A 26,216-nucleotide genomic window follows, 5' to 3' on the forward strand; every position below is an offset into this window, starting at 1 on the left:
ATGGACGACTTCTACACTCCGGGCGAGCCGGTCGCCGACGCCAAGTCCCCGGCCGGGCCGATCGCGGACCGCTGGACCACCCGCAAGTTCGAGGCGAAGCTGGTCAACCCGGCCAACAAGCGCAAGAAGAAGATCATCATCATCGGCACCGGGCTGGCCGGCGGCTCGGCCGGCGCCACGCTGGGCGAGGCCGGGTACCACGTCGTGCAGTTCTGCTTCCAGGACAGCCCGCGGCGCGCCCACTCGATCGCCGCGCAGGGCGGCATCAACGCCGCCAAGAACTACCGCAACGACGGCGACAGCGTGCACCGGCTGTTCTACGACACGGTCAAGGGCGGCGACTTCCGCGCCCGCGAGTCCAACGTGCACCGGCTCGCCGAGATCTCCACGCAGATCATCGACCAGTGCGTGGCGCAGGGCGTGCCGTTCGCCCGCGAGTACGGCGGCCTGCTCGACAACCGCTCGTTCGGCGGCACCCAGGTCTCCCGGACGTTCTACGCCCGCGGCCAGACCGGCCAGCAGCTGCTGCTCGGCGCGTACCAGGCGCTGATGCGGCAGGTGGACGCCGGGAACGTGGAACTGCACGCGCGGCACGAGATGCTCGACCTGATCATGGATGACGGCCGGGCCCGCGGCGTCGTCGTCCGCAATCTGATCACCGGCGAGATCTCGCGGCACACCGGCGACGCGGTGGTCCTGGCCAGCGGCGGCTACGGGAACGTGTACTTCCTGTCCACCAACGCCATGGGGTCCAACGTCACCGCGTCCTGGCGGGCGCACAAGCACGGCGCCTACTTCGCCAACCCCTGCTACACCCAGATCCACCCGACCTGCATCCCGGTCAGCGGCGACCACCAGTCCAAGCTGACGCTGATGTCGGAGTCGCTGCGCAACGACGGCCGCGTGTGGGTGCCGAAGAAAGCGGGCGACGAGCGCAGGCCGTACGACATCCCCGAGGGCGAGCGCGACTACTACCTGGAGCGCATCTACCCCTCGTTCGGGAACCTGGTCCCCCGCGACATCGCCTCCCGCGCCGCCAAGAACGTGTGCGACGAGGGCCGCGGCGTCGGCCCCGGCGGCCTGGGCGTCTACCTCGACTTCGCCGACGCGATCGAGCGGCTGGGCCGCAAGACCGTCGAGGCCAAGTACGGCAACCTCTTCGAGATGTACGAGCGGATCACGGGCGAGAACCCGTACGAGACGCCGATGCGCATCTACCCCGCCGTGCACTACACGATGGGCGGGCTGTGGGTGGACTACGACCTGCAGTCCAACATCCCCGGCCTGTTCGTGATCGGCGAGGCGAACTTCTCCGACCACGGCGCCAACCGGCTCGGCGCGTCCGCGCTGATGCAGGGCTTGGCGGACGGCTACTTCGTGCTGCCGAACACCATCGGCGACTACATCGCCCGCAACGACCTCGGCCCCGTGGACGACACCGCCGCCGCCGAGGCCGAGACGCGGGTCAAGGACCAGATCGAACGGCTGCTGTCCATCGACGGGGACCGTTCCGTCGACTCCTTCCACCGCGAACTCGGCCACATCATGTGGGAGTACTGCGGCATGGAACGCACCGAGGAGGGCCTGCGCAAGGCGCTGGAGCTCATCCCCGCGCTGCGCGAGGAGTTCTGGACCCGGGTCAAGGTCACCGGCAGGGGCGAGGAGCTCAACCAGCAGCTGGAGAAGGCCGGCCGGGTCGCCGACTTCCTGGAGCTGGGCGAGCTGATGGTCGTCGACGCGCTGCACCGCGCCGAGTCGTGCGGCGGCCACTTCCGGGCCGAGAGCCAGGACGAGGACGGCGAGGCCAAGCGCGACGACGACGCCTTCTCCTACGTCGCCGCCTGGGAATGGGCCGGGGCGGGCGAGCTGCCCGTCCTCCACAAGGAGGCCCTGGAGTTCGAATACGTCAAGCCGAGCCAGAGGTCATATAAGTAATGAAGCTGACATTGCGCGTCTGGCGCCAGAAGGCCCCCGAGGACAAGGGAAAGATGGTCGAGTACAAGCTCGACGACATCTCCCCCGACGCCTCGTTCCTGGAGATGCTGGACGTCCTGAACGAGAAGCTGATCGCCGAGGGCGAGGAGCCGGTGGCGTTCGACCACGACTGCCGCGAGGGCATCTGCGGCATGTGCTCCCTGGTGATCAACGGGACGCCGCACGGCCCCGAGCGCAACACCACGACCTGCCAGCTGCACATGCGCAAGTTCAAGGACGGCGAGGTCATCGACGTCGAGCCGTGGCGGGCCAAGGCGTTCCCGGTGGTCAAGGACCTGGTCGTGGACCGTTCGGCGTTCGACCGGATCATCAAGTCGGGCGGTTTCATCTCGGCCCCGACCGGCACAGCGCCGGAGGCGCACTCGGTGCCGGTGCCCAAGCCGGACGCCGACCGGGCGTTCGAGGCGGCCGAGTGCATCGGCTGCGGCGCGTGCGTCGCGGCCTGCCCGAACGGCTCGGCCGCGCTGTTCCTCGGCGCGAAGGTCACCCACCTGGGGCTGATGCCGCAGGGCCAGCCCGAGCGCTGGGACCGGGTCGTCGACATGCTGGACACCCACGACGACGAGGGCTTCGGCGGCTGCACCAACACCGGTGAGTGCACGGTGGCGTGCCCGAAGGGCATCCCGCTGGACGTCATCGGCCGGCTCAACAACGACTACCTCAAGGCCAGCGCCGGGGGCCGCAAGAAGTAGCGAGAGGTAGTCGCCTCAAGCGAGGCGCCCTGGGCTGGGGTGGCCCAGGGCGCCTTTTCCATTCGGTCAGCGTTCCTCCAGCGCACGCAGGGCGCGGGCGCCTTCGTCCTCCACCGTGCCGGGGAGTCGCTCGAAGCCGTCGGGGTCGATGCCGCGGACCTTGCCGGTGGCGAGGTCGTTCAGCATGTTCTTGAGCCCGCCCGTCACCGCGCTGATGAAACGCTCGGACTGGTAGTGGCCCATCGACTGGGTCTGGCCGCGCACCTCGAACAGCACCGTCCCGGTGCCGTTGAGCCCGAATGAGGAACGCGCCTGTCCGGGCAGGTCGCGCGTGGGCGCGTGCGGGTAGCGGGCCGCGATGTGGCCGCCGTCCTCGATCCCACGGAACGCGCTGATGGCGAGCTGCTTGGAGAAGTTCTTGGGGTAGGTGTCGGCGTACGGGGCGTACTTGCCGCCGGGCTGGAAGAACACGTCCGGCAGGGGCGGGTAGTCCACGGCGACGTCCAGGAGCCGGTTCTGGGCGTCTTCCCTAACGCACGCCCCTTGGTGATGCAGGTCGACGTAGACGTCCACCTTGCCGTGGCGTGCGCGCAGGCGCTTGTAGATGTCGCGTAGCGTCTGCGACTCGGGGTTGAGGAACCAGCCGAAGCCGGACGACTGCCCTGGGACGTCCTCGGGCTTCGGCTTGTAGTCCAGGTCCACGTTGAAGTCGCGGTTGAGGTCGAAGCCGGGCCGCTGGGTGTAGTCGTCGCCCTGCTGCGTCCCGTTGAGGTAGTTCCACGCGGGCGGACGACCCTTGAGCTGCGGGAACTCGCTCTGGACCGCGTCCCACGAATGGTCGTTGCCGCGCCGGTCCAGCTCCGCCCCATCGGGGTTGATCTTCGGTACGGCCACGAAGGTGATCTCGCGGCGCAGCCGTGCGGCCTCCGGCGAGCCCGAGGTGCCCAGCCACTTCAGGATGCGCAGCAGCGAGCTGGTGCCGGTCTTCTCGTTGCCGTGGATCTCGCTGTTGGCCAGGAAGACCTTCTTCCCGGTGCCGACGGTGGCGGTGTAGATCGAGCGGCCGCGGGTGGACGCGCCCGCGCCCCGCACGTCCACCCGGCCGCGGCTCGCGCGTTCGATCCGCGCCAGCTCCGTGCGCATCTCGTCGTAGTCGACGAACTTCCAGGTCGGCAGGTCGCGCGGCTCGTCGCTGCACTCCTGCGGGGGCATCGGCGGGGCCGGCGGCGCACCGGCCGACGCGGGCGGCGCGGCCAGCCCGAGGGCGAGCGGAACGATCAGGAACGCGGCGGAACGGCGGGGGGACGGGAGTACAGGGACCATGGGATCTCCGGGGGCTAAAGATCACTTTGCCCGGATCTTAAGTCCTGTTTGTCTCGAAGCGGCCTCAGCTACCGCGCGAGCGCGCTACCTGGCCGGTGATGCGATGCCGGAGGCGAGCTTCACCGGCCAGATCGCGAAGCGATGTCGCGCTCGCACCGAGCACGGTCAGGGTGCGAGCCGCCAGGCGAGCACCCTGGGCCGGGATTGCAGAAAACACAGCATCATTGGCCTTGACGTCTTGGAACCGCCGTGATCGAGCCGATCGCGTCGACGCCCGCGGGGAGGCTGCCGTCCAGCGCCGCCTCCACCAGGTACGTCTCCAGCGTCTCCTGGAAGGCGCGGGCGGCATGCGTCGGATCGACGTCCTTGCGGCGCGCGAGCGCGACCGTGCGCTGCAGCCCCGGCCCGTTCTGGCCCCGCTCGACGCCGTCCTCGGCCAGGACGAGCGGCGTGCCGCGCAGGCGGGGCCGTCCCGCGAGCACCATGCTCGGCACCACGGCGATGCCGAGCCCGGCCTCGACGAACCGCAGCACCGCGTCCATCTCCCCGCCCTCGACCGCGAACCTCGGCTCGAACCCCGCCGTGCGGCACGCCCCGATCGTCGCCTCGCGCAGGTCGTAGCCGGACCGGAACATCACCAGCGGCCGGTTCCGCAGATCCTCGATCCGCAGGTACGGCCGCCGCGGCAGCCGCTCGGGCTCCGTCGGGGACGCCACCACCAGGTTCTCCCGCAGGATCGGGGTCGTCTCCAGCGGCGGGTCGCCCTGCAGCGGCAGTATCACCAGCGCCAGGTCGAGCGACCCGCGGGTCAGATCGCGCACCAGGTCCCGCGACCCGCCCTCCTCGACGATCAGCCGGATGCCCGGATAGGCGTCGTGGAAACGGCGCAGCACGTCGGCGAGCAGCCCCGCGCACAGCGACGGCGTGGCGCCCAGCCGCACCCGTCCGCGGCGCAGCCCGGCCAGTTCCTGCACCTCCAGCCGGGCCGTGTCCACATCGGCCAGGATGCGTTTGGCCAGCGGAAGCAGCGCCTCGCCCGCCGGGGTCAGGCTGATGTTCCCGCGCGCCCGGCTGAACAGCGACGCGCCCAGCTCGGCCTCCAGCGCGCGGATCTGCTTGGACAGCGAGGGCTGCGCCACGTGCAGGATCTCGGCCGCCTGGGTGAAGTGCCGTACCTCCGCGACCGCGACGAAGTAGGCGAGCTGCTGCAGCTGCATCCTGCACAGGGTACGACCCGCCAGGTCAGCGCCTCATGGCCGCCCCTGGCGATCAGCGGGCGTGGCGGCGGAGCGCCTGGAGGTCGTGCACGATCACGCGCCGCCGTCCGGTCTCGATCCAGCCGTGCCGCCGCAGCGTGCCCAGCGCCTTGCTGACCGCCTCGCGGGAGGCGCCGACCCACCCCGCCAGCTCCTCCTGCGACAGGCTCAGGGTGATCTGCACGCTCGTCGCGTCCCCCGGCCGGTCGCCTTGCGGGCCGGGCCGTCCCGGCCGCGGGGCGCCGCGGCCGGCCGTCCCGGGCCCCGTGGAGCCGGCGCCGGGACGCGCACCCGAGCCGTTGGGACGCGTTCCGTGCCCGCCGCCGGCACGCGACCGGCCGCCCGGCTCGTACGGGACGCCGAACCGCTCCGCCAGTTCGACCAGCCGCTGCGCCACCCGTCCGGTCGCGTCGAACATGCCGAACTCGACCCGGCGCCGGTCGGCGTCCCGCCAGCGCCGGCACAGCATCTTCATGATCAGGATGGACACCCGGCCGTGCGCGCGGAGGAAGGACATGAACTCCTCCTCGGTGAGCGCCAGCACCCGCGCCGGCTCCAGCGTGGCGACCGTCGCCGACCGCGGCAGCCCGTCGATCGCCGCCACCTCGCCCAGCAGCGAGCCGGGGCCGCGCACGTCCAGCAGCGCCTCCCCGCCGTGCTCGCGGTCGGAGAACGCCTTGACCCGGCCCGCGACCAGCACCGCCACCCAGGTCGACATCTCCCCCTCGTGGAAGAGCACCTCGCCGCGCCCGAGATCGCGGAACCGGCCGCGCGACTCGAGGTCGGCGCGCTCTTCGGGAGTGAGTTCGGCGAGGAAAGAGCCGGGCTCCAGGGGGCTCATGCCACCACGCTAAACGAGTCCCGCGATCCCGTAACGGGGCGGGGAATCACGAAAGCATCACGCGTTGTGTGAACTTCTCCCTATTCACGCGCGGCCCGTTGGGCGAGGCTTGATCGCGGCGTGTGCGGCCGCAAGGCCGCCCCCTGAGGCTACGGCGTTCATGGGGAACGGCGGTACGGCGGGCGGCGGCGACGGGGGCACGCCGCCCGCCGGCATCCGCCCGGGCCCACCCGGGAACGGGTGCACTTCCGCCGTGCGCCGAACGCGATACAAATCTCACCGCCGAGATACCTTGCCCTGGCGTGTCCGCACAGCCGAACGCCCCCTGCGCGGCGGGCACCGGCAGAGGGCGAACGATCGAACGCGGGCAGGTCAGGCGGACGGGGTGTCCTGGCCCTTCTTCACAATGCCGAGCTTGCTGCCGAGCCACACCACCGGGTCGTACTTGCGGCCCACCACCCGCTCCTTCATCGGGATCAGCGCATTGTCGGTGATCTTGATGTGCTCGGGGCAGACCTCGGTGCAGCACTTGGTGATGTTGCAGAAGCCGAGACCGTGGTCGTCCTGCGCGATGTTGCGCCGGTCCGCGGCGTCGGCCGGGTGCATCTCCAGCTCCGCGATCCGCATCAGGAACCGCGGCCCGGCGAACTCCGGCTTGTTCTCCTCGTGGTCGCGGATCACATGGCAGACGTTGTTGCACAGGAAGCACTCGATGCACTTGCGGAACTCCTGCGAGCGCTCCACGTCCACCTGCTTCATCCGGAACTCGCCCGGCGCGGTGTCACCGGGATCGAACGCCGGGATCTCCCGCGCCTTCTCGTAGTTGAACGACACGTCGGTGACCAGGTCGCGGATCACCGGGAAGGTGCGGATCGGGGTGACGGTGATCGTCTCGTCCGGCTCGAACGTCGACATCCGGGTCATGCACAGCAGCCGCGGCATGCCGTTGATCTCGGCGGAACAGGAGCCGCACTTGCCGGCCTTGCAGTTCCAGCGGACGGCCAGATCGGGCGCCTGCGTCGCCTGCAGCCGGTGGATGATGTCGAGGACGACCTCGCCCTCGTTCACCTCGACGGTGTAGTCCTGCAGCTCGCCCTCGCCCGCGTCGCCGCGCCAGACCCGGAACTTGGCGTCGTAGCTCATCGGTCGCTCTCCTCGGTCTCGGCTTCGGCGGTCTCGGCGGCGGAGACGGCGGCCTTCGCGTCCTCGGCGGGCCGATCGCCGGCCGCGCCCGCGGGCAGCTCGTCCGCGGTGAGGTACTTCTTCAGCTCGTCGGTCTCGAACAGCGTGATCAGGTCGTCCCGCATCGGCTCCAGCGGCTGCCGCTTCAGCTCGACCCGGGGGGAGTCGGGGTCGCCGGCCAGCCGGCAGACCAGGTTGACCTTCCGCCACTCCGGCGACATCGTCGGGTGGTCGTCGCGGGTGTGGCCGCCGCGGCTCTCCTGCCGCTCCAGCGCCGCCCGCGCGATCGCCTCCGAGACCAGCAGCATGTTGCGCAGGTCCAGCGCCAGATGCCAGCCCGGGTGGTAGCCGCGGCCGTCGTTCACCGCGACCGGCTCGACGCTCACGTTGGCGACCCGCTCGCGCAGCTTCTCCAGCGACTCCAGCGCCTGCTTGAGCTCCCCCTCCTTGCGGATGATGCCGACCAGGTCGTTCATCGTCTGCTGGAGCTCGGCGTGCACCGCGTACGGGTTCTCGCCGCCCTCGCGCTCGAACGGGGCCAGCGCCTCGGCGGTGGCCGCCTCGATCTCCTCGTCCGGGACGGCCGGACGCGCGTCCAGCGCGTCCACGTACTCGACCGCGCCCAGCCCGGCCCGCCGCCCGAACACCAGCAGGTCGGTCAGCGAGTTGCCGCCGAGCCGGTTGGAGCCGTGCATGCCGCCCGAGCACTCACCGGCGGCGAACAGCCCCGGCACCAGCGCCGCGCCCGTGTCCGGGTCGACCTCCACGCCGCCCATCACGTAGTGGCAGGTCGGGCCGACCTCCATCGGCTCCTTGGTGATGTCGACGTCGGCCAGCTCCTTGAACTGGTGGTGCATCGCCGGCAGCCGCCGCTTGATCTCCTCCGCGCCGCCCGGCATCCGGTCCACCACCGTGAGGTAGACGCCGCCGGCCGGTGACCCGCGGCCCGCCTTCACCTCGGAGTTGATCGCCCGCGCCACCTCGTCGCGCGGCAGCAGCTCGGGCGGGCGCCGGTTGTTGTCCGGGTCGTCGTACCAGCGGTCGGCCTCCTCCGCGGAGGTCGCGTACTGGGCCTTGAAGACCTCCGGGATGTACTCGAACATGAACCGCTTGCCGTCGGAGTTCTTCAGGACGCCGCGGTCACCGCGCACCGACTCGGTCACCAGGATGCCCTTGACCGACGGCGGCCAGACCATCCCGGTCGGGTGGAACTGCACGAACTCCATGTTCAGCAGCGTCCCGCCGGCCAGCAGCGCCAGCGCGTGCCCGTCGCCGGTGTACTCCCAGGAGTTGGAGGTGACCTTGAACGCCTTGCCGATGCCGCCGGTCGCCAGCACCACCGCGGGCGTCTCGAACACCACGAACTTCCCGGTCTCCCGGACGTAGGCGAACGCCCCGCAGACCTTGCCGGAGGCGTCCAGCAGCAGCCGGGTCACCGTCGTCTCGGCCCACACCTTGATCCGCGAGTCGTAGTCGCCGGTCTCGGCGTGGTCCTGCTGCTGCAACGCGACGATCTTCTGCTGCGCGGTGCGGATCAGCTCCAGGCCGGTGCGGTCGCCGACGTGCGCCAGCCGCGGGTACTCGTGCCCGCCGAAGTTCCGCTGGCTGATCTTGCCGTCCTTGGTGCGGTCGAACAGCGCGCCCCAGTGCTCCAGCTCCCAGACCCGGTCCGGGGCCTCCTTGGCGTGCAGCTCGGCCATCCGCCAGTTGTTGAGGAACTTGCCGCCGCGCATGGTGTCGCGGAAGTGCACCTGCCAGTTGTCGTTGGGGTTGGCGTTCCCCATCGCCGCGGCGGCGCCGCCCTCGGCCATCACCGTGTGCGCCTTGCCGAACAGCGACTTGGAGATGATCGCGGTCTTCTTGCCCTGCAGCCGCGCCTCGATCGCGGCGCGCAGCCCGGCACCGCCCGCGCCGATCACCAGGACGTCGTACGAGTGCCTCTCGATCTCGGTCATGATCTACAGGCCCCCTCAGTTGAAGATTCGCAGGTCGGAAATGGTGCCGCTGGCCACGAGCATGACGTAGAAGTCGGCCAGCACCAGCGAGCCCAGCGTGATCAGCGCGTACTGCCCGTGCCGCTCGTTCAGCTTGGAGACCTGGCCCCACATCCAGTACCTGACCGGGTGCTTGGAGAAGTTCTTCAGCCGTCCGCCCACGATGTGGCGGCACGAGTGGCACGACAGCGTGTAGGCCCACAGCAGGATCACGTTGGCGGTCAGGATCAGGCTGCCGAGCCCGATGCCGAACCCGCCGTCCTTGCCGTGGTAGGCCAGGATCGCGTCATAGGTGTTGACCAGCGAGATGGCCGCGGCGGCCAGCCAGAAGTAGCGGTGCAGGTTCTGCCCGATCAGCGGGAACCGGCGCTCGCCGCTGTACTTCTTGTGCGGCTCCTGGACGGCGCACGCGGGCGGCGACGCCCAGTACGAGCGGTAGTACGCCTTGCGGTAGTAGTAGCAGGTCAGCCGGAACAGCAGCAGGAACGGCAGCGACACCGCCGCGAACGGGATCCACCCCTTGGTCTCGGCGGGCAGGAACGTCCCGAACTCCGCCGCGTCGCCGCACACCTCGTTGAGGCAGGGCGAGTAGAACGGCGTCAGGTAGTGGTACTCCTCGACGTAGAAGGCCGCACCCCAGAACGCGCGCACTGTCGCGTACACCACCCACGCCGTGAAGATCACCAGCGTGGTGATGGGATAGAGCCGCCAGTTGTCCTTGCGGAGCGTACGTTCCTTGATCTGGGCGCGCGCTTTGGCCGGCGCCTCCACAGTGCTCATCGTTCGCTCTCCTGAGCTCGGGCCATCGGGTCCCCGTACCGCCGGTCGAACGCACATCCGCCGCCGTCGCGCTCCACTGCGCCGCGGCCGCACGCAGGCAGTGACACCTCGTGTGCGCTTCCAGCGAAGCGACCTTACGCCACGCGACTGGAGCTGTGACATACATAACAGGCAGGCCATCATGTGAGCCTGACCACAGGCTATGCCTTCTCAGAAGTGCTCACGCAATGCCCGGACCTCATAACCAGTGGTTATGGCCGAGCGGAATCGAAACGAGCGCCCAGGGGCATCGCCCACCCGCCGGCGTCGGCGCCCCAGGGTGCGGGCGGGATCCGCCCCGGCCTCGCAGGCGCGTCCGTCGATGAGGCGGGCGGCCCGATAGCGCAGATCACACAAATGAATTCGGAGTCCATGGCAACGCCCAGGGGTGATCACGCATCCAACCAGTGAAAGATCGCGACCTTCCACCACTTAGGCGTCCTGCCTAAACTGACGAACCTTCAGCCCCGCCCTGGACAGGGCCTGCCCGAGACGGGACCGGATGAGCGAGAACGAGCCCGCCCGCGACGACCTCGCGGCGGACACCGGGACCCCCGACGGCGGCGACGCGGCATCCGCTCCCGCCGCCGATGACGGCTCCGCGAAGACCGAACGCCGCAAACGCAAGCCGCGCACCAGGAAACAGAAGATCCTGCGCGGCACGGCCATCGGCACCGCGGCGCTCGTGCTGCTCGCCGGCGCCGGAGTGGCGGGGCTGTATTTCGACATCATCGGCGGCATCGACCAGAAGAACGCCAAGGACCAGCTCGGCGACAACCGTCCCAAAAAGCTCAACAAGTCGCTGAACATCCTGCTGATCGGCTCCGACACCCGCGCGGGCGACAACGCGCGGTACGGCGCCGCCGCCGGGATGACCGGCGCCCGTTCCGACACCGCGATCCTGCTGCACCTGTCGCCCAACCGCGACCAGGCGGTCGGGGTGAGCTTCCCCCGCGACTCGATGGTGAAGATCCCGTCCTGCAAGAAGGAGAAGGGCGGGACCGTTCCGGCGCAGTTCGGCATGCTGAACTCCGCCTTCGCCTACGCGGGGCCGACCTGCACCTGGAAGATGCTGGAGACGCTGACCGGCGTCCACATCGACCACTTCGTGCAGATCGACTTCGCGGGCTTCAAGCGGATGGTGGACGCCCTCGACGGCGTGGAGATCTGCGTCGACAAGCCCGTGAACGACCCGCGCGCCGAACTGTTCCTCAAGGCCGGCAAGCAGACCGTCAAGGGCGAGGACGCCCTCGGCTACGTCCGCGCCCGCTACTCCCTCGGCAACGGCTCCGACCTCGAGCGGATCGAGCGCCAGCAGAAGTTCATGGCCTCGGTGGTCAACAAGGCCACCAGCAGCGAGATCCTCACCGATCCGGCCAAGACCTACAAGTTCCTCAAGGCCGCCACCAAGTCGATCACCACCGACGACGACCTGGACGTGCCGGCCATGCGGAAGGTGGCCGAGGGACTGCGCGGCATGAGTGCCGGGCAGGTCCGCTTCGTCACGGTGCCGGTGGAGCGGTACGCGCCCGACGCCAACCGGGTGCAGTGGAACGAGGACCTGGCTAAGCCGCTCTTCGAGGCCATCAAGCACGACAACGACCTCCCCGCCGAACCCGCCAAGCCCGTCCAGCAGCCGGCCCTGCCCGGCCCGGACAAGGTGAAGGTCACCGTCGTGGACGCGGGCGGCGACGACAAGCTCGTCAAGCGCACCGTGAACCAGCTCAAGCGCCGCGGCTTCGACGTGCGGAAGAAGGTCGAGAAGGCGTCCGCCGGCACCGAGAGCCGCATCCTCTACGCCCCGTCCGCCGAGGGGCAGGCGTCCGCGCTGGCCCAGGCCGTCCCGAACGCGATGCTCACCCCGGACGGGAAGGCGCCCGCGGACGGCGTGCGGCTGGTCATCGGCAAGCCCGGCGTCAACCTCGCGCCGCAGGCCATCAACAACATCAACGGCGGCGTCAAGGGCAACCAGAAGCTCTGCAAGTAGGCTGTGTTCATGCAATCCCGGCCCAGGGTGCTCGCCTGGCGGCTCGCACCCTGACCGTGCTGGGTGCGAGCGCGGCATCGCTTCGCGATCTGCCCGGTGGGGCTCGCCTCCGGCATCGCCCCACCGGGCAGGTAGCGCGCTCGCGCGGTACCCGAGGCCACTTCGAGACAGGCCCTAGGCACATACGCCGACGAGCGTTCCGAGAAGCATGAACGGGCCGAACGGGATCGACTCCTTACGCCCTGCCCGGCGCGATACAAGCAGTCCGACGGCGTAGGAACCGCCGATCACGAACATGGCGAACACCCCGAGCATCCAGGCATCCGCCCCGAGCCAGCCCAGGTAGAGCCCGAGCACGCCTGACAACTTCACGTCGCCGAGCCCTAGAGCGTCGGGGACGAAGAACCATTGGACAGCGAAAATCGCCCACAGGGAGGCGGACCCGATCAGGGCTGTCACGAAGTGGCCGCCGCCGTTGCCGGTGAACGGCGCCGCGGCGGCGAGCAGCCCGATGACGATGGGATACGACGGCAGGGTCAACGGGTCGGGCAGCCGCCGCAGATGGACGTCGATGAAACCGAGGGCCGTCCCGACGATCCCGAGATAGGCGAATGCCACAAGATCGGGCTGAAGACCGACCCGCAAGCCGAGAACGGTCTCGACCACCAGCACACACAGCGTTACCAGTATCGGGTGGTGTCTCAGGGGCTCGGTCCAGTCCGCGCGCCACGACCAGACGGTTTCTGGGGACGGCTCGAGGTCCATCTCCGTGCTCACCAGGAAATCTTGTCACGAACATGCGGCTTCGCCAGGGCCCCGAGACCCAATCGGTTCGGCCGCTTCTACCCGGCCGGGCATCGCTGCGGGTCGTCACAGAACCATGGGCCCTGGGGCCCAACCGCCCTAGGGGTGTCGGCTTGCGCGGCGTCGCCACCAGGTCGCGGCGAAGAAGCCCGCGGCGGTGCCTGCGGACGAAGCGAGCGCGGACGTCACCATGCCGAGTGTTCCCGAGTCCCGGGCGAGCCCGACGGCGATGCCGAACAGGGTGGCCAGGACGGGCACGGTCAGCACCGCCACCGCGCGCCGGCCGGGACGCCCGTGGTCCGTTGCCGCGGAGTGCGCCAGATCGGTGAGCAAGGTGATCAGCAGGAACGTGACCAGCGCGGGCAGCGCGATCCACAGCAGGGCACCGTCCACCTCGGTCAGCCGGTCGCCGGCGCCGGAGTTGACGGCGACGGCGGCGTCGATGACGGCGCCCAGCACGTAGCCGAGCAACCCGATGCTCCATGCCTTGACAAGGTCCATGCGTCCTCTCCGCTCGTCGTGGAACCGGCCGGCGGCGGGAGCTCCCGGTCATGGGCCGATGCCGATGGTCCGGACGATCGGGTCGATCTGGGCGGGGGTCAGGCCGGCCTGCGGGCCGGTGATCCGTACGACGGCGGCGCTGCCGGCGCCCCAGACGACGCTCACATCGGTGCCGCGGTGATCGGGGGTCCGCCCCTCCCGGGTCGCGTACGTGTAGTCCACACGGACGGCCTCCCTGGCCCCTGGAATCTTCAGCGTCCGGTTGGCTCCGCGCTGAACGCCGACGGCGTTGAGCTCGACCCCGGAGGAGGCGGCGTCGGCCACGAGCGCGGCCGCGGGGACCTGCGGAACCTTCCCGATCACGCCCGCCCGGACCTCGGTGCCGTCACCGCCGCGCAGGTCGGCGCCGTACAGCCAGCCCTGCGGGGGGCGGGCCATGGCCTTCCACCCGGCGGGATGGGCGAACATCACGCGGCCCGCCCGGACGGGGGTGTAGCCGTACGGCACCGGTGCGGCCTTGGGCGTATCCGGTTTCCTCGCCCGGTCGGAGGAGCCTCCCCCGCAACCGGCCACGAGCAGCGCGGCGGCCAGCGCGGCCGCAAGGGAACGCGGACGCCCGGGTCTCACAACGCGCCCAGGCTTCTGATCACGATGAACGTCCCCAGAGCGATCGCCACCGGGCTGAAAACCAGGAGGAGGGCCAGGTGCACCCAGGCGCGTTCGGCGGTGCTGCCCGGACGCGCCGGGTCGTAGACCACGGTCAGGGACCGTCCCGGTTTCGGGCCGGGGAAGGACGACAGCGCGCTCATGCGCTCCACCACCTGTCCGGCCTCGGTGGTGAACCGGAAACGTCCGGCGCGGCTCCGCACGCCCGGGCCCGACATGTGCCCCACCTCCGCGCGGCCCACGAAGACGCCCGGAGCCCGTCGCATCCGCCGTTGCATGCGGATGCGGCCGGCCAGCTCCCGGAGCCCGCCCACGATGAACGCGAGCCCGACGGCGATGGCGAGAATGTTCCCGATCATCGGCGCTCCCCCCTGTAGCGGATCATTGGCTCAGCCTCGGCATTCCGGCATCCTCAGGTACTGCCGGCGGCCGTCGGGCGCCGGCGCGCCGAGGTACTCCGCGCCGATCGCCCTGCGGGTCGAGTCCGAAAGCGCGACGTTCAGTCCCAGCCTCAGTCCCAATTTCACGCTCGCACCGTAGTTGGAGTCGCTCTGGTCGTACTCGTACTCGATCCTCGACGACATGCCCTGGTCGTACAGCAGGCGCTGAAGCGGCGTGGCATCGGGGCCCGGGTCGGTCGTGGGAGCCATGTCGTCCCAGGTGAGCGAGAGGAGCCGGCCGCCGGGCCCGCCACCGGCGGGGTCGAGCAGGTACTCGGCCACGGCCCGGCGCTGCTCGTCGCTCCGCAGCGGCAGCTCGGTGGTCACGACGGTTGCCGTGCCGTCGACGATGTGCGTCTGAGCGAAGGTGACCTTGGTCAGTTTGCCGTCCTTGCGGGTCAGCGTGACCGCCCCGGTGGCCTGACGGCGGCCCTGCGGCCCGTCGGCGCCGGCGTTGGCCCCGTAGCTGACCTCGCCCCTGAGCGAGAGCGTCACCGAGGTCTCGCCGGTCCGGTCGTTGACCTGCATGATCGCCTTCTCGTTGGCGTCGAGGCCGACCCATGCCTGGGCGTTGGGGTTGACGGAGTCCGAGCCGCGGGTGTCGCCGGGGTTGTCCGGCTGCGGACCGCGCGGGTCGGTGTGCCGGTCGGGCTTGCGATGCCTGCCCGTGGGGTCGGAGGGCCCGATCCCGGCGATCGCGGACAGGGAGCCGCTCAGATCGAACTCGCCCTCGAACCGCCGGATGTTCGGGTCGGGGATGTCCGGCCCCGCGACCGCGTCGTAGATACTGCCGCCGATCCAGCCGAGCGGACCGGCGTTCTCCTTGACCGCGTCGATCTGGTACTGCTCGCGCAGCCGTCCCTCGAACTCGTCGGCGTTCCGCTCGGCGTCGGGCCCGGTGAACTCCCAGCCGTCGCCGGTCCCGAGCCGCACCTGGGCGTCCACGGCGGCGTCCGCGCCGAGGTTGAACAGGTTCCCGCCGTTGATCCCCACCCCGACGCCGGTCCCCACCCCCGCGGTACCGCCCTTGACCGCCGTGATCGTCACGGTCTTGGTGCCGTCGGGCGCGATCGTGGTGGTGCGCAGGAACGAGTAGTCCTTGCCCACCCTGAAGATCAGCACATCGATGACGCCACCGTAGCTGTCGCTGGAAAGGAAGGTGAGGCAGCCTGGCCGCAGCTCCCGGTCGCGGGGCGACTCGCACGCGGCGGCGTCACCGGCGTTCGCGACCCGGCAGATGGCGTACCGGATGCCGCCGACCACCCAGCCGCCGAGGCTCGCGGTGACGAGCGCGCCGGCGACGAGGGCGAGGAGAAGCATGACCACGAGGTGGTTGACGGCACCCTCGCCGTGATCGCGGCCGGTTCGTCCAATGTTCGCGCTCTGTTCACCTCGCGCCATGATCAGGACGGTAACTCTGCCTGACCGGGGGAAACTTGAGCCCCAGGACCTAAAAAAGAAGGGGCCCAACACCGTGGGCGGCCTGGACCGAGGTCCGCCGATGCCCCGTACGGCCCGACCGGCCGTCCAGCGTCACCTGGGGGCCGACGGGCTCCGCTCGCCCTCGCGGGCAACGGAGACGGCTCCCAGCACCGCCCCCACGAGCGCCGCGCACGTGGGCGCCAGCATGACGGCATCTCCCGTCTGCGCGACCGCGCCGGCCTGGCCCAACAGGCTGACCAGCACCGGCCCGGCGCACGCGAGCACGGCGCCGGTGACACCGATCTCATGCGCGTCCCGCAGTCGCCGCGCGGCCGCCCGAGCCCCGAAGTGGCCGAGCAGCCCGTGCAGCACCACGGCGACCCCCGCGGACGCCCACACGAAACCCGCCGACCCGGCCGAGCCCGAAGCACCGGCGATGACGAACGAGGCCACCAGCGCCGCGGCGACCGTACCCGCCAGCATGATCAGCGCGCCCTGGACGAAGGCGCGCACGGCCACGCCGAATCGCATGATCTCGCTCCTTTCGCCGCACCGCCCGTCCACGCGAGGGCCCGCGTCGATCAGCCGGGCGGATCGCCCCGCCAGTAGAAGTACGCCAGCGCGGCCCCCATCACGACCATCGCCGCGGCCGTGAACAGGACCGAGGCGGCGGGACGGTGAAGCTTGGCGTCCGCCGGGTCGTCGGGGTCGTACATGATCCGCACCTCGCCGCCCACCGGCCGGCGCGGGGCACGATCGTCGGTGAGGGTCCGCTCGCGGCCGTCCAGCGCGGTGTACCGCACGGTGAGCGTGCAGGACGGCTCTTCCGGGCCGTTGTCGACGCAGGCCTCGACCGTCCCCACGGCTCGTACGGCCCTGCCGCGGAAACGCAGCTGCACGACGAGGAAGACCGGGCCGGCGACGACCAGTGCGGGACCGGCCACCCCCATGGCCAGCGCCTTGAGCCAGGAGTCCGGCACCAGGAAGAAGGGCACGAGGATCGCCGCCGCCACCAGGGCGCACACGGCCCAGAATACGGCCCGCGCCGCCGCCGCCCCACCCATCGATCACGTCTCCCGGATCCGGATCGAATCGAATATCTCAGGCAACCGCGAAGCCGCCGTCCCCTGGGCCGGGGAACGAAGCATGAACTCCAGGAGAACCTTCCGCTCGGTCAGCACGTACATGCCCACCAGCCGGCACGGCACCCGCGTGCCGTCACCGGCCTCCAGCTCGTACACCGCCTCGAACCGGTGCGCGCGCACCGCCCCGGCGACCTTGATCGCCCGGTTGGCCGTCAGGCGGTAGCGGTTCAGCACCGCCAGCCCGCGGAACTGCGAGAGCGCCGTCTCGAATTCCTGGCCGACCCTGCCGTACCCGGCGACATGGATCTGGCCGTCGATGATCCCGGACGGCAGCCCGGGCCCCTCGAACCGCGACTGCGGGCGCCCCCGCTCGTCCTTGTCCTCGGTGCGGCGCCAGCCGGCCGGATAGGCGAAGCTGTACTGATCGGTCTGATACCGCTGGAACCCCTGCGGGACCGGCGCGGGCCCGCCCCCTCCCGAGAAGCAGCCCGCCGTTCCCAGGATCATCGGCAAGAGGAGCAGGAAGGCCGCCCGGCCCCTCACCGGCAGACCGACCATGGAACCCACCCCACCCCCGGTTTGTAGAAATGCGCGCTCTGCAACGCGTGCGTCTCCGACTCGTATCCGATCTCGAAGATTCCCCAGCGCTTTCTGGACTTGTTACCGGAAGCGCCCTTGCCTTCCAGCTTCATGGTGTCGCCCGTGTTGTCGTAGGTCGTCCTGCCCATGGTGCCGACCCCGTTCTCCCAGGCCCGTTCCAAGGCACCGGTGTCACCGTCCCGGAGAAACCGGTCGATGACGGCCCGATCCTCGGATCTGGAATATTCGAGGTCCTTCTGGGTGAGCGTCCGCTGGGCGAAGAGGATCCATTGCTTTCCAGCGGTCACCTGGCCGCGGTCGCCGCCAGGATTGCTGCCGTCCACTTTCCCGTCGACCCGGGCGTACAGGATGTCCTGCCCGTTCTGCGTTTGCGACACCCGCACAATGTTCCCCTGCGCGTCCTCGGTGATGGCCCAGGTCGTGCCGCCGCGGTGCTTGTAGTTGAACCCGATGCTCGGGTTCAACTTGATGGCGGACTTCATCTGCGCCCGGTGCTCGGGCAGGAGCGAGAACTGATTGCCGTACTCACCTCGCAGACGGGTCTCGATGACGTTCAAAACGGCGTCGAGCCCGTCCTCGAGCCCCTCCTGGGCGCGCCTGCGAACCGCGGGAGGAAGCCGCTGGACGATGTCGCCCACATCAAGCTGGACCGCGGCCTCGAACTCACCGCGGTCGTTGTAGTACGTCGTGACCTCGCCGTTCTGCAGGTCGGTCTGCGAACCGCTCACCGACCAGCCGCGGCCCTTCAGCGGAATCTTGAACCTCGACAGGTTGATGTCGGCCTTGAACCCGCCGGTGACCCCGCCGTCGAGATACTCAGCCGAGGGCGGCCGGTCCGGCTCGCTGCCGCCCATGTACCGGTCGAAATCGTCCCCGACCCAGGGCAGTTTGGTGCCCAGCCAGACGAATCCGCCGGTCAGCGGGTTGGTGCGCAGCGTGAACTTGACCTCGCTGCCGATCCGGTGCTCGGTCAGATCGTCGAAGAACCGGCGGGCCTCCGCCTCGTCCCGGAAACCGCTGTAGATCTTGCCGTTGGTGACGGTCAGCCCGCCCCACACGCTGCCGCTGATCGGCCCCGCCCCCACCTCCGGCGTGGCGATTCCGCCCTCGCCCCAGGTGAAGTCGACGACCTCCCAGATCACCCGGCCATCGGGGCCGACCCGCCGGTTCAACTGGAGCGTCCCCCGGCTGTTGGTCCGGACGTCGATGCGCTTGGTGGGGATCGTCACCGTCTCTTCCAGGTAGGTGGTGTCGCTGTACGCCAGGCACGGCGTGGTGGGCAGGTCCGGATCCTGAGCCTGCGGATTGCGGCCCGGATCCGGTGCCGGAGCACAGCGCTCCACCAGCCCGCCGGAGCGCACGACCTTGCAGATGGCGGCGCCGATGTTCCCGACGACCTGGCCGCCGAGCCCGGACAGCACGAAGGCGGCGGCCACCGCGCCGCAAAGCAGCAGCGCGGCCAGATAGCCGACCGGCCCTTCGCCGCGGTCCGGCCGGATTTCACGGCGGGCGTCCCTTTCCTCGCGCACGGCTGGAACGGTGCCAGTTCCCGCCCGCCGAAAACTGAGCCCCAGGGCCCATTGGCGGACCTAAATATCGGCCACCGGCAACGTGTTAACAAAAGATAAATCCATCGTTTCTCGGCTATTCACCGAAATTCGGGGGCCTGGCCATCATCCCGGGATTTCGAAGCGTCGAATCGGCGCGGCGCCGCGAGCGCGGCCCGTACCGAACGGGTCGCGCCGGGCGGTGGAATGAGGCCGGGCCGACGCGTCCGGCACGCCGGCGCACAACGCCCGCCCGGAAGCCGGCAGGCGTCGCCGGACGCCAATTGGGCCCCAAGGCCCTGTTCTCGGACTCCCAAGCTCTCTACGGTCACAAAGACCTCTTTGGGCTCTACCCGGCGGTGGTGGCGGAGTGAGACGTGGATTCGGGCGGGGGCCCCGCGGGGACGAGGGTTCGACTCAGATCGTCATGCTGCTGGCGATGGTCTGCGCGTTCGGCCTCGCCCTGCTGGCCATCCAGGTGGCGCAGGCCAACGACATGCGCACCCGGGGGCAGATCGCGGCGGACGCCGCGGCGATCGCGGCGGTGACGCCGCTGCGCGACGCGGCGCTCACCACCGCGCTGGACGGCCAGATGCCCGACATCGTCGGGCTGTGGACGGTCGAACCGAACGAGAACGCCGGCAATCCCGTCTACGCCCAGAAGGCGCGCGACTACGCCAAGCGCAACGACGCGGAGCTCGTCGGCAAACCCCACCCCACGGGAGTCCGCGGATACACGATGAAGGTCTCGGTCCAAACCAAGGACTGCTTCCTCAAAGAAGAGAACGAGCTCACCAAACAAGACCGCGAGGATCTGAGGAACGGGCGGAACATCTGCACCGACCGGAGCGGCCGGACCGGTATTTCCAAAGGACGTGGCACCGCCACGGCCATCGCCGAGCTGAAACTTCCCACCTGCGGCTACGTGGGCGCACCCCAGCCGTCCCCCCCGCCGGGGGAGGAGGAGCCGACGAGCGGCGTCCCTCAGCGCCTCGAGTGCGATGACGTGGTCGTCTGGCGCTCCGGCGGCGGGGGTCCCGACCGCGAGGAAGTACTGCGGCTCTTCAAGATCCGCCTGGTGGCCGAGGAGGACCCGGAGCCGTACACCGGCGCGCCGCCCACCGGCCTGCCCTCTGGACCGTATGTGGAGGGCAAGTGCCGCAAGGACGGTCCGAAGCCCGACAAGAGCCTGCCGTTCGGGGAGCGGATCGTGGCGTGGGCGCAGTGCTGGCTCGGCACCCCCTATTCCTGGGGCGGCGGCGGCCCGAACGGTCCCAGCTATGGCATTTGCTGCTCGCCCGGTGGGTACTCCGGGACAGGCACCTTCGGCTTCGACTGCTCGGGGCTGACCGAGTACGCCGTGTACCAGGCGTCGGGGGGCAAAATCGTCATCGGCAGCACGACCTACGTCCAGATCAACGCCGGTATCCCCGTGAGTTCGCCCAGCCAGTTGCAGCCCGGCGACCTCATCTTTCCCCATATGGGGCATGTCGCCATCTACGCCGGTGGGGGGATGATGGTCGAGGCTCCCTCGACCGGCGATGTCGTGAAGGTGTCCCCCATCGCCGGTCGTGGATTCCTTGCGGGCCGTCGCATCCCGCCGCCGGCCGGTGACCGGTGAGGCGGAACCGGTGAGAGGCATCAGATCCAGGGGGGCCTGATCGGGTCGAACAGGTCTTTGAAGGAACGGCGTTCCTCCTGGGCCTGGAACGAGTCGACGATCTCCGGCATCCGCTCCTCCTGGTCACCGCCCTCGGCCGCCCGCACGGTCAGCTGGAGCAGGACCTGGTCCTCGGTCAGGGCGAAGGTGTCGGTGCCGCGCGACCGCGCCGACGCGCCCGTCGGGGTCCGCCGTTCCTGGAGCACCTCGAAACGGTGGGCCCGCACGGCGCCCTTCACCACGACCGGCTCCTCTTTCAGGATCCGGTACCCGGACCGGCGAGCCGAATTGCGGAATTGCAGGAGTCTTCCTTCCAACTGGTGGGACCAGCCCTCCCATTGGGTGACCCGGGCCTGGCCTGAGTAGGTTGCGGCCGCCGTTTCGGGGCCGTCGCACTCCTCATAGTCATTGCCCTGGTCATCGCGGCCGCTCTGGGTGCGCCATCCGGCCGGGCAGGCAAGACGGTAATGCGATCCGCGGTGCGCTTCGAAACCGGGCGGAACGTTGATCGCGTCCGTGAGTTCACGCCAAGGAGCCCACCACGCGAAGCCCGCGACCGTCGCGACGATCAATACAAAACGAACGGGGTATGACATATATCAACGTATACAATCACGCGGCGTGACTGTGATGAGCCTCAGGACCCGGTTTCGGTCCCAGACCGCATCGCACATGACCAACCCGAATCGGCCGCCGGCAAAGCAGGCGCGCAATTCCCGATACGAGACCGATGGCGGCCATGGGCCGGCATGGGCCCATAGGCCCATAGGCCCATCCTGGGCCCAAAACCGCATTGAACGCTATTTCCCAGTGGTCCGCGCGGGCGTGCTGATCTAGCGTATTCGCCGTGACCGATGCGCTGACGCCGCCGCGGCAACGGGCGCTCCCGGCGCCGCCGCCCGCCTCGCGCGCCATCAGTCTCCTGCCCTGGTTCCTGGCGGCCGGCTGGGGGTCGCAGGCGGCCATCCGACTGCTGCTCTGGTGGGGCAGGAAGAACCCGCTCGTCCTTCCCGACGAGGCCGGTTACCTGCTCGCCGCCCGGTGGCTCACCGGCGGCCCGGCGGCGGATCTGTCCGGTTTCACGTTCTATAAGGGCGGCTATTCGCTGCTGCTGACCCCCGCCTACCTGATCAGTGATGATCCCTCCGTCGTCTACCAGCTGGTCAGGGTGACCAACGCGCTGCTGGGCGCGCTGGTCTTCCCGCTCGGATATCTCCTGCTCATGCGGCTCGGCTTGCGCCGCCTGCACGCCTGTCCCCTTGCCTGGGCCGCCGCCCTGCTGCCCGCCTGCACCCTCTACAACGGTCTCGCGCTCGTCGACGCGGTCCTCCCCGTACTGGTTCTCGGCTGGCTGCTGCTCCTGGACCGGTTCGTGCGGGACGGCCATCCACTCGCGTGCGGCGGCGCGAGCCTGCTGGCCGCCTATGCCTCCGCCGGCCATATGCGCGGCCTGATCGTGATAGCCGTGCACTCGATCGTGCTGGCGGCCTACGCCTCGTGGCGGGGCACGCCGTGGCGGACCCGGCGCGCAGCGCTGGCGGGGCTGGGCCTCACGGCCGCGGGATACGCCGCGGGCGCCCTGCTGAACGCGCAAATCCTCGACGCGCTCTACCCCACCGGCCAACGGGATCTCACGGGCATCCTGGCCGATCGCATGACGAGCCTGGACGGCCAGCTGTGGGCCGTCTCCGGCGGCGTCGGCCAGGTCTGGGCGATGATCTGCGGCACCTGGGGGCTGGCCGGGCTCGGGCTGATCGTAGTGACCAGGACGGCCCTTTCGCGCGACGCGGCCGGCGCCGACCGGACCATGTCCCGTGTCCTTCTCACCACCACGGCGGGGGTGGCCTACGCCTCCTCCGCGGCCCTTCCCAACGAGCTCCGCATCGGCAACTTCGCCTACGGCCGCTACCTTTCCTGCTTCGCCCTCGTCTACGCGCTCATCGGTCTGTCCGTACTGATGAGGACGGCGCTGACAAAGTCGGAACGGATGCGGGGGCTCTTCGCCGCGACCACGGCCCTGGTGGGCGTCACAGCCTTGTGGGTGCGGCTGTACGGAGGAAGCAGGCTGGACGTCTACGACTTCTATGCCTGGGATCTGCCAGAGGTCGGGTTGCTCGGGGGCAGCTACGACTACTTCCGACCGGCGGTGACCAGCGCCGTTGCGTGCCTGCTCCTGGCGCTGCTCTGGGGGCTGTCCCGTTGGGGAGGGCCGAAGCTCTTCTCCGCCCTCATCGTCGTCAACTTGTGCGCGGCACTGATCGCGATCGTCGTGGCGCGCTATTCGCACGAATCGTCGCCGGCGCCGCCCTTCCCCGGCGCCGCCACAGGCCGGGTGCTGATGGAACGGCCCCGGTACGGCACCGATGTGCGAAGGCCGGACCCGTACAAGCCCACCCCCGAGATGATCTACCTGTGGCAGGCCTACGAGATCGGCTGGACCCGGCTCGAAGGGTTCGACAAGGACCGCGGCCTGCCGGGCCCGGGGGTGTGCGCCGCGATCGTCTACTGGCCGGCCGGCATCATGGCGGCCGACACCTGGCCGCAGCGACCGGCCGGGTGGCGCTACCAGCGCAGCGGCAACGCCGGCCGCGGCCTGTGGTGGGTCGTCTGGTACGACCCGTCCTGCCGCCGCTAGTCCAGGGCGCTGTCAGGGGGCCTCGGCCGTCACAAGCTGTGCCGTCACCGCACCGGGACGTTCTGCGCCTTGCCGAAACCTGGGATGTCGACCGTGACGGACGGAAGTTCCGTGGGAATCTTGAACACCGCCGTCAGCGTGAGCGCCTCGCCCTGAGCCAACTGCTTGGTCTGCGAATCCATCACGGCGAACGACGAACTGAACCCGTTGCCTTGGGCGTCGCGCAGCACCCGGTAACGCACGTTTCCGGCCTCCAGTGCAACCCCGTTGCCGCCGAATTCGTAGTAGCCCTCCTCCAGGCTGAGGCCCTTGAACACGCCGTCCGCCTGCAGCGCGGTGGAGTCGTCGTTGACCACCGTCCAGGACAGCGTCGCGTAACCGTCGCTCAGCCGCCGTAGCGGGCTGATCTCGACCCTGGCATTGCGCGGCCAGCCACCGACGTACCCCGCCGGTGGGGTGCCCTGGATCCGCAGCACCGTCTTGCCGTTGCCGGACGGCGCCGACGTCGCCGGAGGCGGGGTGGCAGGTCTGGGGCGCGCGAAGGAGACCGTCACGCGGCGGTTCAGCGACCTGCCTCGCTCGGACTCGTTAGGGGCGACGGGATCGGCCGACCCGTGCCCGGCGGCCTGGTAGGTGACCCCCTGGCGGGTCACCAGCTTCTGCAGGGCCGCCTGGACGGCCTGCGCCCGCCGCTGGGACAACGGGTTGTTGATGCCGTCGTTGCCGGAACTGTCGGTGTATCCGTCGACCTTGACGGAATTTCCGGGTGACCGGTCGATCTTCCCCGCGACCTCCTTCAGGATGCCCTGGGCACGCGGGGTCAGATCGGCCTTGTTCAGCGCGAACAGCACGTCCGAGGAGACCCGGACCCGCAGGTCGTCGCCCAGGTCCTCCTCGACGCCGGTGGCGTTCTCACTGATCGCCGACACCTGCAGGATCCGCGGCGGCGCCGTCTGTGTCCGCGCCGGATCGATCTGCTGACCGCCTTCCACCGCAAGGGTGGCGCCAGGCCTGGCAGCGGCCTGCACGTCCAGGAAGGGAGCGGCGTTGGGAAACAGGACACCGAGCTTGGAGACCGAGGCCGGCGGAGCCGGGAAGGCGGCCACCAGATCAAGCGACTGCCCCGCCCCCAGTTGCGGAGTGCCCAGGTACCGCGTGCACAGGCACTTGCCTCCGGGATCCGTGAGCGGGAAGTGGCGCCGCGAGTTGACCGGATCGAACAGGGTGATGGCCGAAATCGCGTTCGGATCCCGCTGCACTCCCTGCGCCGGCGTGGCCTGCGCCAGACCGCTGAGCGTATGGCCGAACGAGAAGGCGCCGGCGTCCTGGTTGACCACCCGCATCCGCGCGATGACGACCTTGTCCGACGCCCGCTCCAACGCCATCAGGTCCACCCGCACCTTGCCGTTCTGCATGATGACCTGCGACTGCAGCGGAGCGGTGCTCCCCTGACCGCCGCCCTGACCGCCGCCCTGACCCGGGGGCCTGCCGCTGGGCGGGCCGCCGCCCTTGTCGTCGGAACCCCCGCAAGCGGCGAGCACGAGCGATACCGAGACGGCGAAGGCTGCGAACCGGACGAGAGACCCGGCGGGAGCGCCCTTGCCGCTCATCGTTCGAGGGAACCGCACTATCGATCTCCTTCCGGTTCCAACCGGCGGTCGGAACGGCCTCCGGGAACACGACAATGCCCAGAGGGCTGGATCTCTCCAGCCCTCTGGGCATGCCTGAACTGTCGGGCGAAAGACCGGATCAGGCGCTGCCGCCACCCTTGTTGAATACCTTCTGGATGGCGTTCTTGATGAACGTGACGATATCCGTGCCGATTCCCGAATTGACAAAGGCGCCGGCGATGACCGCGATCAGCAGGATAACCGCGATGTAGGAGACCGGGCCCTCCCCGCGGTCCTCCTTCATGCGCTCCTTGGTCAGGGTGCAGCGCGCACCGAGCCACGCGTACGCCATCTGAATCTGGTCCATTTCGCACCTTCCGCGTTTCCCGATCCGTTCGCTTCAATTGAAGGTACGGCTTCGGGAACGGGTGCCGTAGGGCCTGCAGACCCAATTCAGGCCCATTCCGCGGACCCATCACCGGTCCCCGCCGGCGGTGCCGAGCCAGCGGGCGATGGCCGCTGCCCGGTTGTCCACGGCCATCTTGGCGAAAATGCGGTTGACGTGGTTCTTCACCGTCTTCTCGGTCAGGAAGAGCTTGGCGGCGATCACCCGGTTGGTCAGGCCCCGTGCGATGAGGTCCATGACCTCAGCCTCCCGCATCGACAGCCCGAACCGGACATGATCGGCGGAACGGGCGACGTTCACCTGCGACGGTTCCTGCACCGCCGCCATCAGCGCGCTCACGGCCGCCGAGGAGAGCGGGTTGCCCGTCCCGCCCGCGGCGTCGCGTACCGCGGCGGCCAGCTCGTCGGCGGTGAACGTGCCATGGACCAGATAGCCGCTGGCGCCCTTGCGCACCGCGGCGCGGATCACCTCGGCGTCATCGGTGTAGGTCAGCATCAGCACCCGGGTCAGCCGGCGGAGCGTCTCCAGGGCGGTGACACCGTCGACCAGCGGCATCCGCACGTCCAGGAGCACCAGATCCGGCCGGAGCCGCTCGGTCAGCTCGATCGCCTCCCTGCCGTCCCCGGCCTCGGCGACCACCTCGGCCTCACCGCGCGCCTCCAGCAGCGCGACGAGGCCGGAGCGCACCACGGGATTGTCATCGGCGACGACCACTCTGATGAGAGACATCGGTTTCCTTCCCCTCGCCCCC

Annotated in this window: 24 protein-coding genes; 5 read left to right on the forward strand and 19 right to left on the reverse strand. The window is 69.8% G+C overall.

Features of this window, described 5'->3' with window-relative positions; genetic code table 11:
- On the forward strand, positions 1-1,935 hold the full coding sequence (locus ABD340_RS17755; protein ID WP_344590715.1) for a fumarate reductase/succinate dehydrogenase flavoprotein subunit: 1,935 nt from the start codon (positions 1-3) through the stop codon (positions 1,933-1,935).
- Complete coding sequence (locus tag ABD340_RS17760) at positions 1,935-2,687, forward strand: succinate dehydrogenase/fumarate reductase iron-sulfur subunit (RefSeq protein WP_344590083.1); 753 nt, start codon at positions 1,935-1,937, stop codon at positions 2,685-2,687. Before ABD340_RS17755 ends, ABD340_RS17760 begins: the two co-directional genes overlap by 1 nt.
- 66 nt (positions 2,688-2,753) lie before the next feature.
- On the opposite strand, the gene ABD340_RS17765 is transcribed toward ABD340_RS17760, so the two are convergent.
- From ABD340_RS17765 to ABD340_RS17790, 6 genes are all read right to left on the reverse strand, one after another.
- Positions 2,754-4,010: a M14 family zinc carboxypeptidase gene (locus ABD340_RS17765; RefSeq protein WP_344590084.1), complete on the reverse strand. Its 1,257-nt coding sequence runs from the start codon at positions 4,008-4,010 to the stop codon at positions 2,754-2,756.
- Between the two features lie 221 nt (positions 4,011-4,231).
- Positions 4,232-5,227 (reverse strand): LysR family transcriptional regulator, encoded by a 996-nt coding sequence (locus ABD340_RS17770; protein WP_344590085.1) that lies wholly within the window; start codon positions 5,225-5,227, stop codon positions 4,232-4,234.
- A 52-nt stretch (positions 5,228-5,279) separates the two neighbouring features.
- Positions 5,280-6,107 (reverse strand): Crp/Fnr family transcriptional regulator, encoded by an 828-nt coding sequence (locus tag ABD340_RS17775; RefSeq protein WP_344590086.1) that lies wholly within the window; start codon positions 6,105-6,107, stop codon positions 5,280-5,282.
- Positions 6,108-6,479: 372 nt separating this feature from the next.
- Positions 6,480-7,250 (reverse strand): succinate dehydrogenase/fumarate reductase iron-sulfur subunit, encoded by a 771-nt coding sequence (locus ABD340_RS17780; RefSeq protein WP_344590087.1) that lies wholly within the window; start codon positions 7,248-7,250, stop codon positions 6,480-6,482.
- The gene (locus ABD340_RS17785; RefSeq protein ID WP_344590088.1) at positions 7,247-9,244 is read right to left on the reverse strand and encodes a fumarate reductase/succinate dehydrogenase flavoprotein subunit; all 1,998 of its coding nucleotides are present in this window, start codon (positions 9,242-9,244) and stop codon (positions 7,247-7,249) included. The genes ABD340_RS17780 and ABD340_RS17785 overlap by 4 nt, the downstream gene beginning before the upstream one ends.
- A gap of 15 nt (positions 9,245-9,259) precedes the next feature.
- Positions 9,260-10,063 carry a hypothetical protein gene (locus ABD340_RS17790; protein WP_344590089.1) on the reverse strand — a complete coding sequence of 268 codons (804 nt, stop codon included), beginning with the start codon at positions 10,061-10,063 and terminating at the stop codon, positions 9,260-9,262.
- 541 nt (positions 10,064-10,604) lie between these two features.
- On the opposite strand from ABD340_RS17790, the gene ABD340_RS17795 reads away from it, so the two are divergent.
- Entirely contained in the window at positions 10,605-12,089 is a 1,485-nt protein-coding gene (locus ABD340_RS17795; protein WP_344590090.1) for an LCP family protein, read from the forward strand.
- A gap of 174 nt (positions 12,090-12,263) precedes the next feature.
- On the opposite strand, the gene ABD340_RS17800 is transcribed toward ABD340_RS17795, so the two are convergent.
- From ABD340_RS17800 to ABD340_RS17840, 9 genes are all read right to left on the reverse strand, one after another.
- Positions 12,264-12,866: a prepilin peptidase gene (locus tag ABD340_RS17800; protein ID WP_344590091.1), complete on the reverse strand. Its 603-nt coding sequence runs from the start codon at positions 12,864-12,866 to the stop codon at positions 12,264-12,266.
- Positions 12,867-12,992: 126 nt separating this feature from the next.
- On the reverse strand, positions 12,993-13,394 hold the full coding sequence (locus ABD340_RS17805; protein ID WP_344590092.1) for a hypothetical protein: 402 nt from the start codon (positions 13,392-13,394) through the stop codon (positions 12,993-12,995).
- Positions 13,395-13,442: 48 nt separating this feature from the next.
- Positions 13,443-14,021, reverse strand: a complete 579-nt coding sequence (locus ABD340_RS17810) for a hypothetical protein (RefSeq protein ID WP_344590093.1) — start codon at positions 14,019-14,021, stop codon at positions 13,443-13,445.
- Positions 14,018-14,419: a DUF3592 domain-containing protein gene (locus ABD340_RS17815; RefSeq protein WP_344590094.1), complete on the reverse strand. Its 402-nt coding sequence runs from the start codon at positions 14,417-14,419 to the stop codon at positions 14,018-14,020. Before ABD340_RS17815 ends, ABD340_RS17810 begins: the two co-directional genes overlap by 4 nt.
- A 30-nt stretch (positions 14,420-14,449) precedes the next feature.
- The gene (locus tag ABD340_RS17820; RefSeq protein WP_344590095.1) at positions 14,450-15,901 is read right to left on the reverse strand and encodes a hypothetical protein; all 1,452 of its coding nucleotides are present in this window, start codon (positions 15,899-15,901) and stop codon (positions 14,450-14,452) included.
- Positions 15,902-16,033: 132 nt separating this feature from the next.
- Positions 16,034-16,453, reverse strand: a complete 420-nt coding sequence (locus tag ABD340_RS17825; RefSeq protein ID WP_344590096.1) for a hypothetical protein — start codon at positions 16,451-16,453, stop codon at positions 16,034-16,036.
- Between the two features lie 50 nt (positions 16,454-16,503).
- Positions 16,504-16,986: a DUF3592 domain-containing protein gene (locus tag ABD340_RS17830; RefSeq protein WP_344590097.1), complete on the reverse strand. Its 483-nt coding sequence runs from the start codon at positions 16,984-16,986 to the stop codon at positions 16,504-16,506.
- A gap of 3 nt (positions 16,987-16,989) precedes the next feature.
- The gene (locus ABD340_RS17835; protein WP_344590098.1) at positions 16,990-17,565 is read right to left on the reverse strand and encodes a hypothetical protein; all 576 of its coding nucleotides are present in this window, start codon (positions 17,563-17,565) and stop codon (positions 16,990-16,992) included.
- Positions 17,547-19,136 carry a hypothetical protein gene (locus ABD340_RS17840; RefSeq protein WP_344590099.1) on the reverse strand — a complete coding sequence of 530 codons (1,590 nt, stop codon included), beginning with the start codon at positions 19,134-19,136 and terminating at the stop codon, positions 17,547-17,549. The genes ABD340_RS17835 and ABD340_RS17840 overlap by 19 nt, the downstream gene beginning before the upstream one ends.
- 388 nt (positions 19,137-19,524) lie before the next feature.
- Between ABD340_RS17840 and ABD340_RS17845 the strand changes: the two genes are divergently transcribed.
- Positions 19,525-20,775, forward strand: a complete 1,251-nt coding sequence (locus ABD340_RS17845; RefSeq protein WP_344590100.1) for a C40 family peptidase — start codon at positions 19,525-19,527, stop codon at positions 20,773-20,775.
- Between the two features lie 20 nt (positions 20,776-20,795).
- On the opposite strand, the gene ABD340_RS17850 is transcribed toward ABD340_RS17845, so the two are convergent.
- Positions 20,796-21,056: a hypothetical protein gene (locus ABD340_RS17850; protein WP_344590101.1), complete on the reverse strand. Its 261-nt coding sequence runs from the start codon at positions 21,054-21,056 to the stop codon at positions 20,796-20,798.
- 605 nt (positions 21,057-21,661) lie between these two features.
- Between ABD340_RS17850 and ABD340_RS17855 the strand changes: the two genes are divergently transcribed.
- Positions 21,662-23,449 carry a hypothetical protein gene (locus tag ABD340_RS17855; RefSeq protein WP_344590102.1) on the forward strand — a complete coding sequence of 596 codons (1,788 nt, stop codon included), beginning with the start codon at positions 21,662-21,664 and terminating at the stop codon, positions 23,447-23,449.
- 44 nt (positions 23,450-23,493) lie between these two features.
- Here the strand turns inward: ABD340_RS17855 and ABD340_RS17860 are convergent, their stop codons facing one another.
- The 3 genes from ABD340_RS17860 to ABD340_RS17870 all read right to left on the reverse strand — a co-directional run bounded on the left by ABD340_RS17860 (position 23,494) and on the right by ABD340_RS17870 (position 26,194).
- A complete protein-coding gene (locus ABD340_RS17860; protein ID WP_344590103.1) occupies positions 23,494-25,077 on the reverse strand; it encodes an OmpA family protein in 1,584 nt (527 codons plus the stop codon).
- Between the two features lie 121 nt (positions 25,078-25,198).
- Positions 25,199-25,426: a hypothetical protein gene (locus ABD340_RS17865; RefSeq protein ID WP_344590104.1), complete on the reverse strand. Its 228-nt coding sequence runs from the start codon at positions 25,424-25,426 to the stop codon at positions 25,199-25,201.
- Between the two features lie 108 nt (positions 25,427-25,534).
- Positions 25,535-26,194, reverse strand: coding sequence for a response regulator (locus ABD340_RS17870; RefSeq protein WP_344590105.1), 660 nt, complete (start codon positions 26,192-26,194; stop codon positions 25,535-25,537).
- Positions 26,195-26,216 lie beyond the last annotated feature (22 nt).

Source organism: Actinomadura vinacea, assembly GCF_039532545.1.
In the GTDB taxonomy this organism is placed as follows: Bacteria; Actinomycetota; Actinomycetes; order Streptosporangiales; family Streptosporangiaceae; genus Spirillospora; species Spirillospora vinacea.